The 21,137-nt window shown below is 66.6% G+C and carries 22 protein-coding genes; 13 read left to right on the forward strand and 9 right to left on the reverse strand.

All coding sequences use genetic code 11. The annotated features are described in order from the left end of the window. Nucleotides 1-34: 34 nt before the first annotated feature. The 8 genes from ELY12_RS01080 to mazG are packed head-to-tail and all read left to right on the forward strand — an operon-like array spanning nucleotide 35 to nucleotide 6,872. Nucleotides 35-1,201, forward strand: a complete 1,167-nt coding sequence (locus tag ELY12_RS01080; RefSeq protein WP_126174858.1) for a D-alanyl-D-alanine carboxypeptidase family protein — start codon at nucleotides 35-37, stop codon at nucleotides 1,199-1,201. Beyond that, a complete protein-coding gene (gene tmk / locus ELY12_RS01085; protein WP_126174859.1) occupies nucleotides 1,201-1,836 on the forward strand; it encodes a dTMP kinase in 636 nt (211 codons plus the stop codon). The genes ELY12_RS01080 and tmk overlap by 1 nt, the downstream gene beginning before the upstream one ends. Beyond that, entirely contained in the window at nucleotides 1,833-2,795 is a 963-nt protein-coding gene (locus tag ELY12_RS01090; RefSeq protein WP_126174860.1) for an AAA family ATPase, read from the forward strand. The genes tmk and ELY12_RS01090 overlap by 4 nt, the downstream gene beginning before the upstream one ends. Next, complete coding sequence (metG, locus tag ELY12_RS01095) at nucleotides 2,788-4,350, forward strand: methionine--tRNA ligase (RefSeq protein ID WP_126174861.1); 1,563 nt, start codon at nucleotides 2,788-2,790, stop codon at nucleotides 4,348-4,350. The genes ELY12_RS01090 and metG overlap by 8 nt, the downstream gene beginning before the upstream one ends. Next, nucleotides 4,347-5,123, forward strand: a complete 777-nt coding sequence (locus ELY12_RS01100; RefSeq protein ID WP_126174862.1) for a TatD family hydrolase — start codon at nucleotides 4,347-4,349, stop codon at nucleotides 5,121-5,123. The genes metG and ELY12_RS01100 overlap by 4 nt, the downstream gene beginning before the upstream one ends. Further along, a complete protein-coding gene (locus ELY12_RS01105) occupies nucleotides 5,120-5,887 on the forward strand; it encodes an MBL fold metallo-hydrolase (protein ID WP_126174863.1) in 768 nt (255 codons plus the stop codon). Before ELY12_RS01100 ends, ELY12_RS01105 begins: the two co-directional genes overlap by 4 nt. Further along, complete coding sequence (locus ELY12_RS14195) at nucleotides 5,884-6,054, forward strand: hypothetical protein (RefSeq protein WP_164549367.1); 171 nt, start codon at nucleotides 5,884-5,886, stop codon at nucleotides 6,052-6,054. Before ELY12_RS01105 ends, ELY12_RS14195 begins: the two co-directional genes overlap by 4 nt. A gap of 56 nt (nucleotides 6,055-6,110) precedes the next feature. Further along, on the forward strand, nucleotides 6,111-6,872 hold the full coding sequence (gene mazG / locus ELY12_RS01110) for a nucleoside triphosphate pyrophosphohydrolase (protein ID WP_126174864.1): 762 nt from the start codon (nucleotides 6,111-6,113) through the stop codon (nucleotides 6,870-6,872). On the opposite strand, the gene hflX is transcribed toward mazG, so the two are convergent. From hflX to dusB, 7 genes are all read right to left on the reverse strand, one after another. After that, a complete protein-coding gene (gene hflX / locus ELY12_RS01115) occupies nucleotides 6,867-8,159 on the reverse strand; it encodes a GTPase HflX (RefSeq protein WP_126174865.1) in 1,293 nt (430 codons plus the stop codon). The genes mazG and hflX overlap by 6 nt on opposite strands. Before the next feature lie 17 nt (nucleotides 8,160-8,176). Continuing rightward, on the reverse strand, nucleotides 8,177-8,740 hold the full coding sequence (hfq, locus tag ELY12_RS01120; protein ID WP_126174866.1) for an RNA chaperone Hfq: 564 nt from the start codon (nucleotides 8,738-8,740) through the stop codon (nucleotides 8,177-8,179). A 157-nt stretch (nucleotides 8,741-8,897) separates the two neighbouring features. Next, the gene (gene ntrX / locus ELY12_RS01125; RefSeq protein ID WP_126174867.1) at nucleotides 8,898-10,274 is read right to left on the reverse strand and encodes a nitrogen assimilation response regulator NtrX; all 1,377 of its coding nucleotides are present in this window, start codon (nucleotides 10,272-10,274) and stop codon (nucleotides 8,898-8,900) included. A 23-nt stretch (nucleotides 10,275-10,297) separates the two neighbouring features. Then, entirely contained in the window at nucleotides 10,298-12,526 is a 2,229-nt protein-coding gene (locus ELY12_RS01130; RefSeq protein WP_126174868.1) for a sensor histidine kinase, read from the reverse strand. A gap of 65 nt (nucleotides 12,527-12,591) precedes the next feature. After that, the gene (locus tag ELY12_RS01135) at nucleotides 12,592-14,004 is read right to left on the reverse strand and encodes a sigma-54-dependent transcriptional regulator (RefSeq protein WP_126174869.1); all 1,413 of its coding nucleotides are present in this window, start codon (nucleotides 14,002-14,004) and stop codon (nucleotides 12,592-12,594) included. Further along, entirely contained in the window at nucleotides 14,001-15,077 is a 1,077-nt protein-coding gene (locus ELY12_RS01140; protein WP_126174870.1) for a two-component system sensor histidine kinase NtrB, read from the reverse strand. Before ELY12_RS01140 ends, ELY12_RS01135 begins: the two co-directional genes overlap by 4 nt. Next, nucleotides 15,074-16,090, reverse strand: coding sequence for a tRNA dihydrouridine synthase DusB (gene dusB / locus ELY12_RS01145; protein ID WP_126174871.1), 1,017 nt, complete (start codon nucleotides 16,088-16,090; stop codon nucleotides 15,074-15,076). The genes ELY12_RS01140 and dusB overlap by 4 nt, the downstream gene beginning before the upstream one ends. 71 nt (nucleotides 16,091-16,161) lie before the next feature. Between dusB and ELY12_RS01150 the strand changes: the two genes are divergently transcribed. The 3 genes from ELY12_RS01150 to ELY12_RS01160 are packed head-to-tail and all read left to right on the forward strand — an operon-like array spanning nucleotide 16,162 to nucleotide 18,308. Next, the gene (locus ELY12_RS01150) at nucleotides 16,162-17,292 is read left to right on the forward strand and encodes a bifunctional 2-C-methyl-D-erythritol 4-phosphate cytidylyltransferase/2-C-methyl-D-erythritol 2,4-cyclodiphosphate synthase (RefSeq protein ID WP_126174872.1); all 1,131 of its coding nucleotides are present in this window, start codon (nucleotides 16,162-16,164) and stop codon (nucleotides 17,290-17,292) included. A 13-nt stretch (nucleotides 17,293-17,305) separates the two neighbouring features. Continuing rightward, entirely contained in the window at nucleotides 17,306-17,815 is a 510-nt protein-coding gene (locus ELY12_RS01155; RefSeq protein ID WP_126174873.1) for a hypothetical protein, read from the forward strand. Then, complete coding sequence (locus ELY12_RS01160; RefSeq protein ID WP_126174874.1) at nucleotides 17,808-18,308, forward strand: CinA family protein; 501 nt, start codon at nucleotides 17,808-17,810, stop codon at nucleotides 18,306-18,308. Before ELY12_RS01155 ends, ELY12_RS01160 begins: the two co-directional genes overlap by 8 nt. Here ELY12_RS01160 and ELY12_RS01165 read toward each other — a convergent pair. Then, a complete protein-coding gene (locus ELY12_RS01165; RefSeq protein WP_126174875.1) occupies nucleotides 18,269-18,730 on the reverse strand; it encodes a type II toxin-antitoxin system RatA family toxin in 462 nt (153 codons plus the stop codon). The two genes, ELY12_RS01160 and ELY12_RS01165, sit on opposite strands and share 40 nt — an antisense overlap. Further along, nucleotides 18,730-19,656 carry a lipoyl synthase gene (lipA, locus tag ELY12_RS01170; protein ID WP_126174876.1) on the reverse strand — a complete coding sequence of 309 codons (927 nt, stop codon included), beginning with the start codon at nucleotides 19,654-19,656 and terminating at the stop codon, nucleotides 18,730-18,732. Before lipA ends, ELY12_RS01165 begins: the two co-directional genes overlap by 1 nt. 57 nt (nucleotides 19,657-19,713) lie before the next feature. Between lipA and ELY12_RS01175 the strand changes: the two genes are divergently transcribed. Then, nucleotides 19,714-20,367: a carbonic anhydrase gene (locus tag ELY12_RS01175; protein ID WP_126174877.1), complete on the forward strand. Its 654-nt coding sequence runs from the start codon at nucleotides 19,714-19,716 to the stop codon at nucleotides 20,365-20,367. Nucleotides 20,368-20,395: 28 nt separating this feature from the next. Continuing rightward, entirely contained in the window at nucleotides 20,396-21,133 is a 738-nt protein-coding gene (locus ELY12_RS01180; RefSeq protein ID WP_126174878.1) for an NYN domain-containing protein, read from the forward strand. Nucleotides 21,134-21,137: the final 4 nt, after the last annotated feature.

The raw sequence follows: 21,137 nt of genomic DNA on the forward strand, positions 1-21,137 counted from the left end.
CCGCCGGGCGCTCCGCCAGGCGGCGGGAGCGCACTTGATCCATCGTACGAAGTTCTTGCTCGCGGCGCCGGCGCTGCTGGTGAGCACCCTCGCCGCCAGCGCCGACGCGCCGACCCCCTATCCCACGTTCGCGCCGCCTCCGCCCGAAGTTCCGATCGCGCTGCTGGTCGATCTGTCGAGCGGCCAGACGCTCTATTTGCGCGAGCCCGACCGGCGCTTCATGCCCGCCTCGATCACCAAGGTGATGACCGCGTTCACGGCGTTCGAGCTGATCGATGCGGGCAAGATCTCCCCCGACCAACTGGTCCTCAATGATCCCGAACTGTGGACCGACTGGCATGGGGTCGGCTCGACGATGTTCCTCGAGCTCAACCAGCGGGTTAGCGTGGACGCGCTGCTCCATGGTGTGACCACGGTGTCCGCCAACGATGGCGCCGCGGCGTTGGGCAAAGGGATCGCGGGTTCTCTGCCGAAGTGGACGGAGATGATGAACGCCAAGGCGCGTGAGATCGGCATGCGCGACAGTCATTTCGGGACGCCCAATGGCTGGATGGACGAAGGGCGCACGTTCGTTACCGCGCGCGATCTGGCGACGCTCGCCTCGGCGATGATCACCCGGCACCCGGACCTGTATGCGCGCTACTTCGGCAAGCGGCTGTTGAGCTTTAACGGGTTCCAGCAGCGCAACCATGATCCGGTGACCGGAGTCGTCGAGGGTGCGGACGGGATCAAGACCGGCTTCACGAACCAGGCGGGTTACGGCTTCCTCGGTAGTGCCTCGCGTAACGGGCGGCGCCTGGTGATGGTGATCGGTGGCGCACCCTCGTCGCGCATTCAGCACCAGGCAAGCCGGGAGTTCCTGGAATGGGGATTCCAGGCGTTTGCTGGCGCCCCGCTTTTCGCGCGCGATGCGCCGATCGGTGAAGCAGAAGTGCAGGGCGGGGCCAGCCGGACGGTCGCGCTCGCAGCGCCGATTGCGGTTGGCTACGACCTGCCGGTGGGGCAGACCGGCAAGGTGACGCTCTCGATCCACTACGAAGGTCCGCTGCGCGCCCCGATTGCCAAGGGCGAGCAAGTGGCGGAGCTTGAGATTTCCGTCGAAGGCATGCGGCCGTCGCGCGTGCCGCTGGCCGCGGCCGCCGACGTGCCGGTGGCGAACTGGTATCAGCGGCTGATCAACGGCGTCGCCGGGATTTTCTGATGGCGCGGGGTCGGTTCATCGCGTTCGAAGGCGGGGAGGGGAGCGGCAAGTCTACCCAGGCACGCCTCCTCGCCGACGCCCTTGCCGCGCGGGGATTTGCAATTGAACTCACCCGTGAGCCGGGTGGGACGCCGGGCGCCGAAGCGATCCGCGGCCTGCTACTCGATCCGCCGGGAGAGGGATGGGGCGCGCAAGCCGAGGCGCTGTTGTTCGCCGCCGCGCGCGCGGATCATGTCGCGAGACGGATCCGGCCCGCGCTCGATGCAGGGCGCTGGGTGGTGTGCGATCGCTTCGTTGATTCGAGCCGCGCGTATCAGGGAGGCGCCGGCGGGGTGGGGGACAACGCTGTGCGCGCGCTCCATGCCATCGGCAGCGGCGGACTGCGACCGGACCTAACGCTGCTGATCGCGATCGATCCTGGGCTCGCTGCCGAGCGGCTAGAGGTGCGTGATGGTGGAGCTGCCGATGCGATTGGGGGGCGAGGGCAGAGCTATCACGGCAAGGTCGCCGAGGCCTTCGCGCGCTTCGCCGAAGACGAGTCCGCGAGCATCGTCACTATCGATGGCAGCGGCTCGCCGGACGAGGTTCACACGCGGGTTCTTGAGGCGCTCGCGCCGCTGATCGGCAGCGTATGACGCTCCTCGGTCACAACGACGCATGGCGCGAATGGCGCGAGGCTATGGCTGGCGCACGGATGCACCATGCCTGGCTGCTCGCTGGCAAGAAAGGCCTCGGCAAGTCTGCCTTCGCGCTGGCGGCCGCGCGGGAACTGGTCGCTGAAGCCGGCGTGCCGCAACCCGATGGGCCGCATCCCGATGTGATCGTCCTCACGCACCTTCCCAAGGACGACAAGGAAGAGAAGAAGCGCGAGGCGGGCCAGGATTACGAACTCGCGCGGAACATCAAGGTCAGCCAGGTGCGCGAGATGCAGCGCCGGCTTGCGACCCGTCCGACGCTGGGAAGCCGCCGTGCGATCGTGATCGACCCGGCCGACGACCTCGAAACTTCGGCCTCCAACGCGCTGCTGAAGTCGCTCGAGGAGCCGCCGGCGGGGACGTTTTTCCTGCTGGTAGCGCATCGATCTGCGCGTCTGCTGCCGACGATCCGCTCACGGTGCCGGGTCTTGCGGTTCGCGCCGCTGCCAGACGAAGCGGTCGCATGTCTGATCGCCGAGCAAGCGCCCGAAGCGGACGGCGCGACCCGCCAGGCAGCCGTTACGGCGGCGGCGGGTTCACCAGGGGCAGCGCTCGATTTCGTGGCGCAGGGCCTCGGCCCGCTCGACACGCTGATGCGGCGGATCGTCGCCGAGGGGGATCCACAGTTCACCTTGCGCGGCAAGCTGGCGGAAGAGATCGGCGCCCGGCCGGACCGCGCGCGGATCGCCGCAACGCTCGATCTGGCGCGCGCAAACCTCGCACAAATGGTTCAACATGCCCCGAAGGACCGGCTTCCAGCGATCGTCGAGGCGCATGCCGATCTGGTGCGGCTGACTGCCCAGGCGCCGACCTACAACTTCGATCCCGCGCTGCTGGTAATGCAAATCGGCGGGTTGCTCGCTTCGGCCGCCGCCGCTAGCCAGCGCGCCGATGCCTGAGCCCTACTACCTCACCACCGCGATCAGCTATCCCAACGGCAAGCCGCACATCGGCCACGCCTATGAGGCGATCGCGGCAGACGTCATCGCCCGCTTCAAGAAGGCGCAGGGGTTTGACGTGCGGCTCGTCACCGGGACCGACGAGCACGGGCTGAAGATGGACAAGACCGCGCGCGAATCGGGGCGCGACACGCTCGAGTTCGCGAGCGAGATGTCGAGTTATTTCCGTGATATGTGCGCGACTCTTCACATCGATTACAGCGCCTTCCGGCGGACCACCGAGGCACAGCACCACGCCGCCAGTGTGGCGATCTGGGAGGCGATGGCGGCGGCTGGCGATCTTTATCTCGATCGATACGAAGGCTGGTATTCGATCCGCGACGAGGCGTTCTACGACGAGAGCGAACTGGTCGAGGGCGAGGGCGGGAAGAAGCTCTCTCCTCAGGGTACCGCGGTCGAATGGAATGTCGAGGAAAGCTGGTTCTTCCGGCTTTCGAAGTATCGCGACTATCTGATTGAATTGAACGAATCTCCCGGCTTCCTCGAACCCGAGAGCCGGCGGAATGAGGTGCTCGCGTTCCTCAAGGGACAAGAACTGCGCGACCTTTCAGTTTCGCGCACCAGCTTCGACTGGGGCGTGCCGGTGCCGGGCAGCCCGGGGCACGTCATGTACGTGTGGGTCGATGCATTGACGACCTACCTCACCGGTATCGGTTTTCCGGAGCGGGAAGGGGAGTTCGATCGCTTCTGGCCTGCCGACTTGCACTTGATCGGCAAGGACATCGTCCGCTTCCATACGGTGTATTGGCCGGCGTTCCTCAAAAGCGCGGGACTGCCCGCGCCCAAGTCGGTATTCGGGCACGGCTTCCTGCTCCACCGGGGCGAGAAGATGTCGAAGTCGCTCGGCAATGTGGTCGATCCGCTGGAACTGGCGGAGCGGTTCGGGGTCGATCAACTGCGTTATTTCCTGCTCGCCGAAGTGCCGTTCGGCAAGGACGGCGGCTTTTCGTCCGAGGCGATCGTGACGCGCTGCAACGCCGAGCTCGCCAACAGCTTCGGCAACCTGGCGCAGCGGGTGCTGTCGATGATCTTCAAGAACCTCGAAGGCGAGCTCACGCCATACGCGCGCGCGGATGTCGATGAAGCGCTTCATTCGGCGGTGAACAGCGCTGGAACAGGCGACCTGACAGCCGCGTTCGAGGCGCTCGATTTCTCGGTCGGGATCGAGGCGTGGATGCGCGCGGTGTTCGCGTGCAACCAGTATGTCGACGAGCAGGCGCCTTGGACCTTGCGCAAGACCGATTCCGAGCGGATGCGGGCGGTGCTGCTGACGTTGTTCGAGGCGGTGCGTAACCTGGCGATTGCGATCCGTCCGGTGGTGCCGACTTCGGCCGACCGCCTGCTCGACCAGATGGGCATCCCGGCGGACGAGCGGGACTATGCCGCTTTGGCGGATGCCGGGTGGTACGAGCGCCTGGTTGCCTCGGGCTTCCGCCTGTCGCAGCCGGTGGGCGTGTTCCCGCGGCTCGAGTTGCCGGACGAGGATGGCGCGTGAGGCTAATCGACAGCCACTGTCACCTCGAATACGAGCGCCTGGTCGAAGACCAGCCTGCCGTCCTCCAGCGCGCCCGCGATGCCGGGGTCACCGGCATGCTGAACATCTCGACCCGGCGGAGCGAGTGGGACCGGGTGATCGCCACAGCCGAACGCGAGCCCGACGTGTGGGCGAGCGTGGGCATCCATCCGCATGAGGCCGATGCCCACGCGGACCTTGGCCGCGAGGCGCTGTTTGTTGCGGCTGGACACCCCAAGGTAATCGGCATCGGCGAGACCGGGCTCGACTACTACTACGACAAGTCCGACCGCGCGGTGCAGCGTGACCTGTTCCGCGTGCACATCGGCGTGGCGCGCGAAACCGGGCTACCGATCATCATCCATACCCGCGATGCGGAGGACGATACCGCTGCGATCCTGGCCGATGAAATGGAGCAGGGGGCCTTCCCCGCGCTCATCCACTGCTTCACCGCCTCGGCCGATTTCGCGCGCAAGGTGCTGGATCTCGGCGTGACGATTTCGCTGTCGGGGATCGTCACTTTCAAGAACGCGACCGAACTACAGGCGGTGGCGAAGGACGTACCGTCCGATCGCCTGCTGGTCGAGACCGACAGCCCCTTCCTCGCCCCCGTGCCGCACCGCGGCAAGCCGTGCGAGCCGGCGTTCGTGCGCGACACCGCGGCGTTCGTCGCCAACCTGCGCGGTGTCGAGACTGAAGAGCTCGCGGAAACAACATCCGCCAACTTCTTCGCGTTGTTCGGAAAAGCTGCGTGAAGCTGATCATGCTCGGGTCGGGTACCTCGACCGGGGTGCCGCGGATCGGCGACGATTGGGGCGAGTGTGATCCGGCGGAACCGAGGAACCGCCGGACGCGCGTATCGATCATCGTCGAAAGCCGCGAAGGCAAGCGCCTGCTGGTCGATACCTCGCCGGATCTGCGCCAGCAGCTGCTCGCCAACCGCATCGGCAGCGTGGACGGCGTGTTCTGGACACACGATCACGCCGATCATTGCCACGGCATCGATGACCTTCGGGTGATGCGCTACGATCGCTCGGGTCCGTTGCCGGGGTTCGCCGGCGAAGAGACCGCGCGCCGGCTACGCGCGCGCTTCAGCTATGTGTTCGCGGGCGAGCACGGATATCCGACCATCTGCGAACTCAGCACGCTGGAGCGGCTGCGGATTTTCGCCGGGTTCGGCATCGGCCACTGCCTGATGCCGCATGGACCCGCGCGTTCGACGGGATTCCGATTCGATGCAGACGGAAAATCAATCGGTTACGCGACGGACTTCAGTGAAATCGTGCCGGCCATGGTCGAGCTGTTCAAAGGAGTCGACCTGTTAGTCTGCGATTGCCTTCGCCGCCGGCCACATCCGACACATGCGCATCTCGAGATGGCGCTCGATCTCGCCAAGCGCTGCGGCGTGCGGCGCATGGTGCTGACGCATCTCGACAAGAGCATGAATTACGCGACGCTCAGCGCGGAGCTGCCGGCGGGCGTCGAGGCCGGCTACGACGGCCTGGAGATCGTGCTGTGAATGAATTCACGGCGGTGCACATCGTAGCGTTGATCGGCTGCCTGATCCTGGCCGGCAGCGCATTTGCGTCATATCGATTGGGCTGGAAGGAAAACATCCGTCTCGCGCTGACGTGGGTCGGCATTTTCGTCGCGGTCTCGTTAGTGTTTTCGCTGGCGACGGGGTGAGTGGCTCCGCTACCGCGCTAGATACTACTTTACATAATATATATTATCATCCTGATATGTCCGGACAGCTAGACCGTCTCCTCGCCATCATGGCCACCCTGCGCGACCCCAAACGCGGTTGCGAATGGGATCGCGCGCAGCGGTTCGAGACGATCGTCCCGCACACGATCGAGGAAGCTTACGAAGTCGCGGACGCGGTGGCGCGCGGCGATATTGACGATATCCGCGACGAGCTTGGCGACTTGCTGTTCCAAGTCGTGTTCCAGGCGCGGATCGCCGAGGAAAGCGGCCAGTTCGATTTCGACGCCGTTGCCCGCTCGATCGCCGATAAGCTGGAGGCGCGGCACCCGCATATCTTCGCCGGCGAGACCCTTGAGCCCGGCGGCCGCGACGAGCGTTGGGAGGCGCTCAAGGCGGCGGAGCGCGCTTCCAAGGGCGCGCAAAGCGCCCTCGATGGTGTCGCCGCAGCGCTGCCGGCATTGATGCGCGCGGACAAGCTGCAGAAACGAGCGGCCCGGACGGGGTTCGATTGGCCCGACCGCGAAGGTCCGGCTGAGAAGCTCGCCGAGGAGATGCGCGAACTCGCCGAAGCGCCGACGGATGAGCAATTCGAGGAAGCGGGCGACCTACTGTTCGCCGCGGTCAATTTGGTGCGCGCCTATGGCGTCGCGCCGGAGGATGCACTGCGAGCCGCGAACGCCAAGTTCGAACGTCGCTTCCGGGCGATGGAATCATTGGTTGGCAAAGGCTTCGCCGACCTGTCGCTCGACCAGCAGGAAGCGCTCTGGCAACAGGTCAAGGCCAGCGAGCGCTCATAGCGTTTCGAACTGGCCGAGCTCCTTGGGATTGAGCCGCACCGCCAGCCGCCGCAGCGGGCCGTCGGGACCAGAGCCCGCCTCTTCCTCCTCGAGCACTTCGCCATGCGCGTGGAGCCATGCGATCCGCCGTCCGGCGCTCGCCGGCAGCACGAACTCATGGACACGCGCCTGCTGCGTCAGCAACTCGCCGAGGCGGTCGAGCAACTCAGGCACCCCTTCCCCCGTTACCGCGGATATCACGATCGTGCTGTCGTCCGCCGCCTGCATCAGTTCCGCGACCTGATCGGCCGGCAGCAGGTCGATCTTGTTCCACACTTCGACGATCGGGATCGAGGCGCCCTCCTCCCCCTCGGTCACGCCGAGGTCGCCGAGCACTTCAAGCACCTGCGATTTCTGCGCCGCGGTCGATGGATTGGCGATGTCGCGCACGTGAAGGATCAGGTCGGCGCCGGTCACTTCCTCCAGCGTCGCGCGGAAGGCGGCGACGAGTTGGGTCGGCAGGTCGGAAATGAAGCCAACCGTATCCGACAGGATCGCCTTCTCGACCCCTGGCAGGCCGATCGCGCGCATCGTCGGGTCGAGCGTAGCGAACAGCAGGTCTTCCGCCATCACTTCGGCGCCGGTCAGGCGATTGAACAGCGTGGACTTTCCGGCGTTGGTGTAGCCGACGAGCGCGACCACTGGCCACGGCGCCCTCCCCCGCCGTTCGCGGTGGAGCGCGCGGGTCTTGCGCACCCCTTCCAGTTCCTTGCGCAGGCGGCCCATGCGCTGGCGGATCATTCGCCGGTCGGCCTCGATCTGCGTCTCGCCCGGGCCGCCGAGGAAGCCGAAGCCACCGCGCTGGCGCTCGAGGTGAGTCCACGACCGCACCAGCCGGCTCTGCTGGTAATCGAGATGCGCCAGTTCGACTTGCAGCCGCCCTTCCGCGGTGGCGGCGCGCTCGCCGAAGATTTCGAGGATCAAGCCGGTGCGGTCGATCACCTTGCGCTTGAGCCGGTCTTCCAGATTGCGCTGCTGGATCGGACTGAGCGCGCCGTCGACCACCACCAGTTCGGCCTCGTTCTGCTCGCAGGCGGTGGCGATGTTATCGACCTGGCCCGATCCGAATAGCGTGCCCGGCCGAACCTCGCGCACCGGCACCACGAACGCGTCGGCGACGACGATCCCGATCGCCAGCGCCAGGCCGCACGCCTCCTCCAGCCGCGCCTCGGGCTCGAGGTCATGATGCCGCCCGCGAACGTCGGGACACACGACCACGGCCCGCGCGCCGCGCGAGACCTCACCCATCAGATCATCGTCGAAGCTCAGTCGTTATCGCCTTCGAATTCGTCGCTCAGGTCGACGTTGGTCGCCGGCTGGATGGTCGACACGGCGTGCTTGTAGGCGAGCTGGACGTAGCCCTCGCGCTCCAAGAGCATGCAGAACAGATCGTACGCGGCGATCTTGCCTTGCAGCATCACGCCGTTGACCAGAAACATGGTCACCTGAACCTCAGCGTCGCTCACCCGGCTGAGGAACACATCCTGCAGCAGGCGCTGCTTGGTGCTGGCGCGCTGGCTGGCGAACTGGGTCGCGTCCACCGGCTGGCTCGGCATGATGGTCGAGACCGCGTGCTTGTAGACCAGCTGCGACTGCCCGTCGCGCCGCAGCAGGATCGAAAAGTTGTCGAACCAGGTGACGATGCCCTGCAACTTGACACCCTTGACCAGGAACATGGTCACCGGCGTCTTGTTCTTGCGCAGCAGGTTGAGGAACGCGTCCTGCAGGCTCTGCTGCTTGCCGTTGGCGCCGGCGGACGCGTCGGTTTCCTTGGCGGGACGTTCCTTGGCGGGCACAGGACGCGCGGACAGCGTGCGGGATGTGGACACTTGAGTGGTCTCCGTTTCTTGGCGCCCGCTTTCCTGCGGTTACGCGATCTGGCGCACGATTGGGAAACCGTGCACCGGGTATCGCGACCGATTATGGGGCGTCCGCCTCAATTCGCAAATGCTTTTGCTGCATCTGCGTTCCGGCGCAGGTGAGAGACTATTCGTCGTCGCGGCGTTCGCCCATGCCGAGAAGCTTGAGCTTCCGATGCAAGGCGGAGCGTTCCATGCCGATGAAGCTGGCGGTCTTGGAAATATTGCCGGAGAAACGGCGAATCTGGATGGTCAGGTATTCGCGCTCGAAGCTTTCGCGCGCCTCACGCAGCGGCACCCCCATCATCGCGGAGATGCCCCCTCCCCCGCCCAGGCGTCCGCCGGTCACTTCGGTCGGCAGCATGTCGGCCTCGACCGTCACCAGCCGCTCGCGCGGGGTGAGGATGACCGTGCGCTCGACCACGTTGCGCAGTTGGCGCACGTTTCCCGGCCAGTCGTAGGCCTGCAGCGCAGCGATCGCCTCTTCGGAAAGCTCTGGCGCGGTGATGCCCTGTTCGGCGGCGTAGCGGGTGAAGAAGTGCTCAGCGAGCGCGGGAATGTCATCGCGCCGCTCGGCAAGCGAGGGGATCGTCACCGGCACCACGTTGAGGCGGTAGAACAGGTCCTCGCGGAAGTTCTTCTCCTCCATCTCGCCGGCGAGATCGCGCGAGGTCGAGGACACCACCCGGACATCCACCGCGATCTGCCGGTTACCGCCGACGCGCACGAAGCTCTGCTCGGTCAGCACGCGGAGGATGCGGGCCTGGGTCGACAGCGGCATGTCGGCCACTTCGTCGAGATAGAGCGTGCCGCCGTCCGCGAGCTCGAGCAGTCCTGGCCGCAGAAGCTTGCCGTCCGCTTCCTCGCCGAACAGCTCCTGCTCGAAGCGTTCCGGCGTGATGCGGGCGGAATTGACGATCACGAAGGCGTTGTCGGCGCGGTTGCTCCAGGCGTGGAGCAGGCGCGCGGCGACTTCCTTGCCCGATCCGCCCGGGCCGCTGATCATCACCCGGCTGCCGGTGCTGGCGACCCGCTTCAAGGTAGCGCGCACCGTGTTGATCGCGGCGGAGTTACCGGTGAACTCCTCGCCCCGCGCGAACCCTTCGCGCAGGCGGGTGTTCTCGCGCCGCAAGCGTTCGGTCTCCGTTGCGCGCTGCACCAGCAGCAGCAGCTTTTCGGCCTCGAACGGCTTTTCGATGAAGTCCATTGCACCGCGGCCGACCGCGGAGACCGCCGTGTCGATGTTGCCATGGCCGGAGAAGATGATCACCGGCAGCTCAGGCTCGCGCTTCTTGATCTCGTCGAGCACTTCCAACCCGTCCATCTGGCTGCCGTGGAGCCACACGTCGAGCAGGACCAGGCTCGGCCGCCGGGCATCGACCGCCGCGAGCGCGGAGGTGCTGTCGCCGGCGGTGCGGCATTCGTAGCCTTCGTCGCTGAGGACCCCCGCGACGAGCTCGCGGATGTCGCGCTCGTCGTCGACGATCAGAATATCGAGGGCCATCTAGGGTAAGTCCTTTCCAGAATTCATTCGGCCGCTACCGCGCCCGCGGCGAGCGGGTCGCGGGCAAAGCGCAGCACCACGCGGGTGCCGCCGTCGGGCGCCCCCGCAAACGTCATTTCGCCCCCATGCTCCTCGACGATCTTGTTGACGATCGCGAGGCCCAGCCCGGTCCCCTTTTCCCGGGTGGTCACGTACGGCTCGACGATCCGCTCGCGGTCCTGCGGCAGGCCGACGCCGTTGTCCTCGACGGTGACGGAGAGCATCTCGGCGGTGGTCTCGAGCGTGACGCGGATGCGGCCGCGATAGTCCACGTCGGCCCCCCGTCCGCGTGCATCGATCGCCTCGACCGCGTTCTTGAGCACGTTGGTCATTGCCTGGCCGAACTGATGCCGGTCGCATGCGATCACGATGCTGCTCTCGCTGTCCGAGATCAGGCGGAAATCGATCTCCGGATGCGCCACTTCCTGCAGGAACAGCGCCTGCTTGACGAGGTCGTGCGCGTCTTCCGGCCGGAACACCGGCTTGGGCAGGCGGGCGAAGCTGGAGAATTCGTCGACCATCTTGCGAAGGTCACCGACCTGGCGAACGATGGTGCTGGTCAGCTCGTCGAACAGCTCGCCGTCGCTGTCGATCTGCTTGCGATAGCGTCGTTTCAACCGCTCGGTGGCGAGCTGGATCGGCGTGAGCGGGTTCTTGATCTCGTGTGCGATGCGGCGCGCGACGTCGGACCACGCGGCCTGGCGCTGGTCGAGGATCTGGCGGGTGATGTCTTCGAACGTGATCACCCGGCCTTCGGGCGCAGCGCCGACCTTGACCGCGAGCGTCAAAAGCTCGCCCCCCTTGCTCCAGTTGACGATCCCGCCGGCGAGACTGGCGTCGGACATATCGGCGAACTGCGGGGCCAATTCCGCCAAGGTCGAGCCGGCGGGCACCGGTCCCTTCTCGCCCAGCAGCAGCTCCTGCGCGGAGCTATTCATCAGCAGCACGCGCCCGTCCGGATCCACGGTGACGATGCCGGCGGTAATCGATTCCACCACCGCTTCGATAAAGGCGCGCCGTTCCTCGAGCTGGCGGTTGGCTCCGACCAGCGCAGTGGTTTGCTGCTCAATCTGGCCAGCCATGCGGTTGAACGCGCGATTGAGCATACCGATCTCGTCGGGCCCGGTGCGCCCTTCGACGCGAACGGCGAAGTTCCCGGCGCCGACCTTGCGCGCGGCGGTGACCAGCTCGGTCAACGGCTTGACCTGGCGGTCGGCGAAGCGCAGCGCGAACCACACGGCGAGCCCCACCAGCGCCAGGCTGACGAAGAACAGTGCGAGGTTGAACCGCAACTGCAACGCCCTCGCTCGTTTGGCGAGCATGTCGTAAGACGCGACCACCGACTGCGCGCGCGACCACTGGCTGAAGCTCGTCGCCTCGGTATTGCGCGCGGCATAGAGGAATATCCCGGCTTTCAGGTCGATCGCCGCTACCGCTTCGATCCGCACTGAATTGCCGGTGACGTAGATGGGGTTGCCGGCCTTGAGTTCCGGCAAGGCGGCAGCCGCGACCTTGGTGACACGATCATCCGAGCTGATGTTGCTGAGGACGGCGACGCGGAACGAACCGTCAGGGACCTGTTGCAGGATCGCCGACTCATTCAGTTCGAGCTGCCTGACCTGCTGGATGTAGACATCGGTCACAGCCGGTTCGGTCAGCGGGTAACGCTGCAGGTAATACTGCATCACGTTGGCCATCGAGACGGTGTTGTCGGCGACCTGCACCTGGTTCTGCTCGTAGTAGCCGCGCGCCAGCGCGTTGGCGTTCTGCATCACCCCGCGTGAGCTGTCGGAGAACCAGAAGTCGACGCCCGACTGGAACAGGAAGGCGGCAAAGCCCACCACCAGCAGCGTCGGGATCGCGGCGATCAGCGAGAAGAAGAACACCAGGCGGACGTGCAGCCGGGCGGTGCCGCCCTCCGCCCGCCTGAGCGCCAGGCGGCGTCCCATCAGAACCAGCAGCGTCATCGCCGGCACCAACGTGCCCAGCAGCAGCAAGGCAACCTGTTGCGAGGACATCAGCTGCCCTTCGGCCGGCGGAGTGGCGAAGGTGTACCACGTCGTCCACACCATCGGCAGGAAGGTGAGCGTGGCGATGATTTCGAGGATCAGGTAGAAATTTGCCCGCCGGCTCGCGACCACGAACTTGCGCCACCAGCGCGGACTGCGCCGGGCGGGCCGGTCGGCCGCGGTTGCAAGCGGATGCGAAGCCATCGTTGCGCGGTTACAACTGGGCTGTTGCAGATTTGCAAGTGCTTTTCGGCGGCCCGCCGAAGCAATCAGTCACGCCGTGCGCACGCCTCGGGGTCGAGGCCGAGATCGGTCAGCCGTTTGCGCAGCGTGTTGCGGTTAATGCCGAGCAGGCGCGCGGCGCGCAGCTGGTTGCCGCCAGTCTCCGCCAGTGCGTGGGCGAACAGGGGGCGCTCGAGTTCTGCGATGGCGCTGTCGTAAAGCCGTCCCTCGGGCGGACGGGTCTCGCGCAGCCACAGGTCGAGCGCTTCGGCGAGACCGACCGGCGAGGCAGCGGTCGTTGCGTCGCGCGCGGCGCCGAGCACGGCCTCCACCGCATCGCCATCGATCGTATCTTCGCGGGCGAGCAGTGCGAGGCGGTACACCGCGTTGCGCAACTCGCGGACATTGCCGCGCCACGGGCGGCGCTCCAGAGCCGCCGCACCCTCGGCGTCGATCCGTCTGCGTGGCAACCCCTCACCCGCCGCCTGTGTCAGGAAGTGCCGCGCGAGCGCGGGAACGTCGCCGCTGCGCTCACGCAACGGCGGCAACTCAATCGGCACTACCGCGAGGCGATAATAGAGGTCTTCGCGGAAAGTGCCGGCCGCAATCATGGGGCCGAGGTCACGATTGGTCGCCGCAAGGATGCGCACGTTGACCGCGATTTCCTGCCGCCCCCCGACCCGGCGGATGCGCCCCGATTGCAGCGCGCGCAGCAGCCGGGTTTGCGCATCGGCGGGCATGTCGCCGATCTCGTCGAGGAACAGGGTGCCGCCGTTGGCTTGCTCGAACTTGCCGATCGCTTGGGAGGTCGCGCCGGTGAAGGCGCCCTTCTCGTGCCCGAACAGCTCGCTTTCGAGCAGGTCGCGCGGGATGGCGGCGGCGTTGACCGCGACGAAGGGACCCGTCCGGCGATGACCGAGCTGGTGGATCGCTTCGGCCACCAGCTCCTTGCCGGTACCCGATTCGCCCAGGATCAGCACCGTCAGGTCGTTGCGCAAGACGCGCGTGATCATCCGGTACACGCCCTGCATCGCCTGGCTGCGGCCAACCAGCGGCAGTGCGTCGCTTGCGTCTTCAACGCTTTGGGCAACCTCGCCGCGTTGGCCCGCGGCCTGCACCACTGCTCGCACGAGTTCTTCGAGGTCGAACGGCTTGGGGAAGTACTCGAACGCCGCGATCTCGGTCGCGCGCACCGCGGTATCGAGTGTATTCTGCGCCGACAGGACGATAACCGGCAAGTCGGGATGCCTGGCACGCGCCGCCGCAAGCGTGGCGATCCCGTCGCCATCCGGTAGTACGACGTCGGTCAGCATCACCGCATAGGTGTTGCCGGCCAGCAACTGATCGCGCTCGGCGATCGAGGCAGCGCGGTCGAGCGCGAACCCTTCATCCTTGAGCGCGGTGGAAATGACCGTCGCGATCGCCGCGTCGTCTTCCACCAGCAGTATTCTCGCCGTCACCGCCGTCCCTCCTGCTTCGCCACCGGCAGGTGGACGCGGAAATGGGTCAGGCCCGCACGCTCATCGCGTTCGTGGGCAATGCGGCCCTCCATGTCGCGGACCAGGCGGTGCACCAGCGCCAAGCCGAGGCCCTGCCCGCCTTGCTTATTGCTGACAAATGGCTCGAATACGTGATCGCGCAGCTTGGGGTCGATGCCCGCCCCGTTGTCGCTGACCGTCAACTCGATCGGCAGTCGCACCGAGCGGCCGGGCCGCATCGCATTGTAGATCAGACCGCTGACGTAGCGCGTGCGCACCGTGATCCGCGCGCCTTCGCGCCCTGCACTCGCATCGCGTGCATTGGCGAGCAAGTTGATCACCACCTGCTCCAGCGCCTCCGCGTTGCCCGCCACCGGCGGGAGCGACGGATCGAATTCCTCGACCAGCTCTACGTCCCCCAGCCCCGCTCCGCGCACGGTGGCGATGGCGCGGCGTACGGCCTCGTGGAGGTTGAGCGCTGTGTTCGGTTCCGCATTGCGCGCGCCGATCCGCTGCATCCGGTCGATCAGCGCGGCGATCCGGGTCACCTCGGTGGCGATCAAATCGGCGAGCGGGCGGTCGTCGTCGCTCAGCTTGCGCGCGATCAGTTGGCCGGCACCTCGGATGGCGGCGAGCGGGTTCTTGATCTCGTGGGCGAGTACCGAGGGTGCGCTGAGCGCGGCTTCGCCCCGGTCGCCATCGGGGGTGTCATCCTGGCCGGCGTCGGACAAGGTGACAACGCGCCAGCCCGGATGCGTCGGCAAGGGTGACATCGTGAGGTTGACCTTGCGCTCTTCCCCGCCCGCGCGGATGACTACCCCTCGAGCCACGAGCGGCGCGTCGTCGTCGCGCGAATGGACCGTGATCCGCGCGTCGTCGACCTGGACGACATCGAATAGCGGAGAGCCCACCAGCCGATGCGCGCTGCGGCCGAGCATGTCCTCGCTCGCCGGGTTGGCCTCGGCAATGACGAGATCGGGGTCGATCAGCAGGAGTGCGAAGACGAGGCCGGCGAGTTGCTCGCGCGGTCCTGGCGCCCCGCCCTCTCCGGTCACGCCGCCTTCCGGCGCAGCAGCGGCTCGTAGAAACGGTCGATCTCGCCCAGCACCTGGTCGGCCTTGTCGATGAAGTTGACCTTGTTGCGGAAGTCGGCCGAGCCGTGGAGGCCCTTGGTATACCAGCCGATGTGCTTGCGGGCCATCTTGACGCCGGTGTCTTCGCCGTAGTGATTCAGCATCGCGCGGTAGTGCTCGACGATCACCGCGTGCTGTTCGTCGATATCGGGATCGGCCAGCCTCTCGCCCGTCCTCCACCAGTGCATGACCTGGCCGAGCAACCACGGGCGGCCATAGGCGCCGCGGCCGATCATGACGCCGTCGGCGCCCGATTGCGCCAGCGCCTGCGCCGCGTCGTCGATCGAGCAGATGTCGCCGTTGACGATCACCGGGATCGACACCGCGTCCTTGACCTTGCGCACGAACGCCCAGTCGGCGCTGCCCTTGTACATCTGGTTGCGGGTGCGGCCGTGGATCGCGACCATCTTGACGCCGAGATCCTCGGCCATGCGGGCGAGTTCTGGTGCGTTGAGGCTGTCGTGATCCCAGCCCATCCGCATCTTGACGGTAACCGGCACGTCGACCGCGTTGACCACGGCCTCCATCAGCCGGACCGCCAGCGGCACTTCGCGCATCAGCGCGGAGCCGGCGTACTGGCCGACCACCTTGCGCACCGGGCAGCCGAAGTTGATGTCGATGATTGCCGCGCCTCGATCGGCGCTGAGCTTGGCCGCTTCGGCCATCGAGACCGGATCGCAGCCGACGAGTTGCATCGAGACCGGATCCTCGATGGGGGCCCACGCCGCCTTCTGGATCGACTGGCGCGTCTCGCGGATGGCCGCCTCGCTCGCCACCATCTCGGTCACATTGAGGCCCGAGCCGTAGCGGCGCACGAGCGCGCGGAACGGCATGTCGGTGACTCCCGTCATCGGCGCGAGGACCACCGGCGTGGCGACCGTCACCGGGCCGACCTGGATCGGCTGGGGGGCAGAAGGATGGGGGGCTTGGGACATGGTGCCTAAAATTTGGGCAGCGCATAGTGGATTGAAGGGGTGCGCGCAAGGCGGTAGCGGCGCGCAGGCCCATGAGCACCCTCCCCGCCTTTGCCGCCATCGTCGTCGCCGCGGGTCAAGGGCTGCGCGCGGGCCAGCCGGTGCCGAAGCAGTTCGCCTTCTGGCGCGGGAAGCCGGTAGTGCGGCACTCGGTTGAGACGCTGCTGACGGTCGGAGCAGCGCCAGTGGTGGTGGCGATTCCTGCTGGTGCTGAAGAGGTTGCGGGAGTAGCGCTGGCGGGGCTCGACGTTACCTTCGTGACAGGCGGGGCCACGCGGCAGGAGTCGGTGGCGCGGGCGCTGGAGGCGGTGGCGGGGAGCGAGCGGGTGCTGATCCACGATGCCGCCCGGCCGAACATCCCGCACCTGTCAATCAAGCGCTTGATCGAGGCGCTGAACACCTGTTCGGGGGCGATTCCGGTGCTGCCGATCACCGACAGCCTCGCGATCGCCGAGAATGGCCTGATGGCCGGCTCGGCCGACCGCGACGCCTTGCGCCGGGTACAGACGCCGCAAGCCTTTCGCACCGCCGACATCGTTGCCGCCCATCGGGCGTCGACCGGAGATCCAACCGCAGGTGACGACGCGCAAGTGTTGCGGGCCGCCGGGGGTGAAGTGGCGCTGGTCGAGGGCGACGAAACGCTCGCCAAGCTGACTTTTGCGCATGACTTTGAGGAGGCGTCGATGACATTGCGGGTCGGCACGGGTTTCGATGTCCATCGTCTCGCGCCCGGCGAAGAGCTGTGGCTGTGCGGGGTGCGGGTCGAGCATGACCTTGGTCTGGCCGGTCACAGCGACGCCGATGTCGGGCTACATGCCGTCGTCGACGCGTTGCTCGGCGCGGTCGGCGCGGGGGACATCGGCCAGCACTTTCCGCCCACCGACCCGCAATGGAAGGGCGCGCCGTCCTCGCGGTTCGTCCAGCATGCGGTGTCACTGGTCGCACAGGCCGGGTACCGGGTCGGCAACATCGACCTCACGCTCATTTGCGAGGCGCCCAAGATTGGAACGCACCGAGAAGTCATGCAGGCGAAACTCGCCGAGCTTGCGGGCGTGGATTTAGGCGCTGTAAATGTGAAGGCCACTACCACCGAGCGGCTCGGCTTCACGGGACGCGGCGAAGGGATTGCCGCGCAGGCCGTGGCCACAGTGGTTCGTATCTAGAGGGGATTTTCGAATGAAAAAGCTTGCCGCCATCGCCGCCGCCGCGGCGCTGTTTCTGCCCGCCACCGCGCAGGCGGAAGAAATGTCGCCTGCCGCGGTGCAGGCCGCGGTACGTTACTCGCTGCCGCACCTCCTTTCGGGCGTGCGGGCGAGCTGCGGTCCCAAGCTCTCCGCGAACGGGTATCTGGCGACGCAGGGTGATGCGCTGCTCGCCCGGTTCTCGCAAGGGTCCGAGGCCGCCTGGCCGGCCGCCAAGACCGCGCTGATGCAGCTCGGTGCGAAGGAAGAAAAGGGCATGGGCGCGATGCTCGGCCAGATGCCGGACTCCGCGCTCAAGCCGTTCGTCGACGCGACGATCTCGACCATGGTCGCGACCAAGCTCAAGCCGGAGAATTGCGGCGATGTCGAGCGCGGGCTGGAGCTGCTGGCGCCGCTGCCGCCGGAGAACATCGCGGGCCTGGTCGGGTTCGTGATCGAGATGGCCGAGCGCGACGACAAGAAGAAGGACGCCAAGGGTGGCTGACAGCCTCCTGCCTGACGACATCGTCGCGCTCGCGCGGCGGGTCGTCGAGGAGAACGCGGCGGCGGGGCGCAAGGTGGCGGTGGCGGAAAGCTGCACCGGCGGCCTTGTCGCCGCGGCGCTGACCGAGATCGCCGGCTCGTCCGCGGTGCTCGACTCAGGCTTCGTGACCTATTCGAACGAGGCCAAGCAGCAGATGCTCGGCGTTTCGGGCGACATCATCGAGACGTTCGGCGCGGTGTCGATCGCGTGCGTGTGGGCGATGGCCAAAGGCGCGATCGACCGCAGCGAGGCCGATGTCGCGGTCTCGATCAGCGGGATCGCCGGGCCTGGTGGTGGCAGCGAACAGAAGCCGGTCGGCACGGTCGTGTTCGCCCGCTCGCGGCGCGACGAGAATGGCGAACCCGAGGGCGAGATGCGCCATTTCGGCGATCTGGGGCGGAGCGAGATCCGCCGTCAGGCGGCGCTGGTCGCGCTGGAACTGCTGCTGCCGTAGAGGTCGTTCGCCCGGTCCTCGAACGCCGCCATCATCTTGCGGAACGCGCGGTCGAAGTACTGGCCCGCGAGCGCTTCGAACACGCTGCTTCGGAAGGTGAAATCGACGCAGAAGTCGATCTCGCACCCGCCGTCATCGGTGGGCGTGAACAGCCAGCGATTGTCGAGATCCTTCATCGGCCCATCGAGATAGAACACTTCGATCCGCCGCGGGCGGTCCTTCTCGACCCGCGAAGTGAACTTCTCGCGCAAGTGCTTGAAGCCGACCAGCATGTCGGCGACCAGTTCGGTCTCGCTGTCCGAACGCACCCGCGTCGCCACAACCCACGGCAGGAATTCGCCGTAGCGGCCTACATCGGCGACCAGGTCGAACATCTGCTCGGCGCTGTAGGGCAGCCGGCGGACTTCGTGGATGCCGGGCATCAGGCGCCTTGGCGGGCGAGTTTCGCTTCGCGCGCGGCGCGCATCTGGGCGAAATCGTCGCCGGCGTGATAGCTTGAGCGGGTCAGCGGGCTCGCCGCGACCTGTAGGAAGCCCTTGGCCCGGGCGATCGCACCGTAGGCGGCGAATGCTTTGGGGGTGACGAACTCCTCGACCTTCGCATGGCGCGGGGTCGGCTGGAGGTATTGGCCCATGGTGATGAAATCGACATCCGCGCTGCGCATGTCGTCCATCACCTGGTGCACTTCGAGCCGCTGCTCGCCGAGCCCGAGCATCACGCCGGACTTGGTGAAGATCAGCGGGTTGTGCGCCTTCACTTCCTCGAGCAACCGCAGAGAGGCGTAGTACCGCGCACCCGGCCGGATCGTCGGATAGAGCCGCGGAACCGTCTCGAGGTTGTGGTTGTACACGTCCGGCCCCGCCGCGACGATCGCTTCGACCGCGGGCCGCATCTTGTTGCGGAAATCAGGCGTGAGAATCTCGATCGTGGTGTTCGGCGTCTCCCGCCGCAGTGCCTCGATCACCTTGACGAACTGCCCCGCCCCGCCGTCGGCGAGGTCGTCGCGGTCAACCGAGGTCACCACGATGTGCTCCAGCCCCAGCTTGGCGGCGGCGGTCGCGACGTGCTCCGGCTCGAGCGGATCGACCATCCGCGGCATGCCGGTCTTGACGTTGCAGAACGCGCAGGCGCGGGTGCAGACGTCGCCCAGGATCATCACCGTCGCATGCTTCTTGGTCCAGCACTCGCCGATGTTGGGGCACGCCGCTTCCTCGCATACGGTGTTGAGCGAGAGATCGCGCATCAGCTGGCGCGTTTCGTGGTAGCCCTTGCTGACGGGGGCCTTGACGCGGATCCAGTCGGGCTTGCGCTGGCGGGGAGCGATGGGCGCGGACGCGAGGTCGTTCATGCCGCGCACTTAGTGCCGGGGGTTGTCAGGCGCAATGCCGTGCGGCAACGGCGCGACATGGCTATTCAACCCTCGCTCGAACTCGCCGGCCTGATCGAAGGCTACCGCCGCTTCCGCGAAACCGGCTGGGAGCCGCGCCGCGAACGCTGGGCGGCTCTGCGTGAGGGGCAGGAGCCAAAGGTCATGGTGATCGCCTGCGCCGATAGCCGCACCGATCCCGCGCTGGTGTTCGACACCGATCCGGGCGAGATTTTCACCGTCCGCAACATCGCCGCGATGGTGCCGCCGTTCGAGACCACTCCCGGCCATCACGGTGTCTCCGCCGCGCTCGAGTTCGCGGTCCAATTCCTCAAGGTGCGCGAGATCGTGGTCATGGGCCACGGCATGTGCGGCGGCTGCAAGGCCGCGCTGACCCAGAGCGTCCACGGCACTGAGCCCGGCAACGGCGGCTTCATCGCCGACTGGATCGACCTGCTGGACGAGGCGCGCACGGAAGTCGTCGCCAAGCACGGTACCGAGGGCCGCGAGGCCGAGCGGGCGATGGAGGAGGCCGGAGTCAAGGTCAGCCTCGCCAACCTGCGAACCTTCCCGTGCGTCAATGAGCTGGAAAGCCAGGGCCGCCTCAAGCTGCGCGGCGCCTTTTTTGCGATCTCCGACGGCGTCCTGCACCTGCTCGATGAGGAAACCGGCGAGTTCGCCCCGGTTGCCTAAGTCTGCCGCGCGGCCCATCTAGCCGCGCATGGAAAACAACGAAAACCTCAAGAACATCGCGTTGCTGATCGACGCGGACAATATCACTCCGACCGCCATCGACCCGGTGCTGACGGTCATGGCCGAACTGGGCCAGGTCAACATCCGCCGCGCGTACGGCAACTTCGCCAAGCAGGGTCTGGCGAAGTGGGACACGATCACCAATCGCTACGGCATCCGCCCGCAACAGCAGTTCGACGTGTCCAAAGGCAAGAACGCCACCGACATGGCGATGACGATCGACGCGATCGACCTGCTCTACCAGGGCAAGGTGGATGGCTTCGGGATCATGAGCAGCGACAGCGATTTCACCCCCTTGGTCACCCGGCTGCGGCAGGACGGGATCGTCGTGTACGGCTTCGGCAGCGCCAAGACCCCGCAGGCCTTCAAGTCGGTCTGCACCCGCTTCATCGACGTCGACCAGCTGATCAAGACCAGCCAGGCGCAGGAAGCCGCGCCCACTGCTACGTCGCAAAACGACGCCGCGCAGAACCTGGCGGCGGATACCGAGCTGATGGAGCTGATCGGCGCCGCCTACAAGGAAGCCAAGCGGGACGAGGAAGGCTGGGCTCGGGTCCAGCAGGTCGGCCAGATCGCCGGCAACCGCTCGAGCTTCGACGTGCGCAACTACGGCTTCAGCAGCCTGTCGTCGATGTTCCGCTCCCTGCCCAACTTCAAGGTCGAGCGCCGCGAGGGCGCCGAGTTATGGGTCAAGCGACTGCGCTGAAAAA

This window comes from Tsuneonella rigui (assembly GCF_003958625.1).
GTDB lineage: Bacteria > Pseudomonadota > Alphaproteobacteria > Sphingomonadales > Sphingomonadaceae > Tsuneonella > Tsuneonella rigui.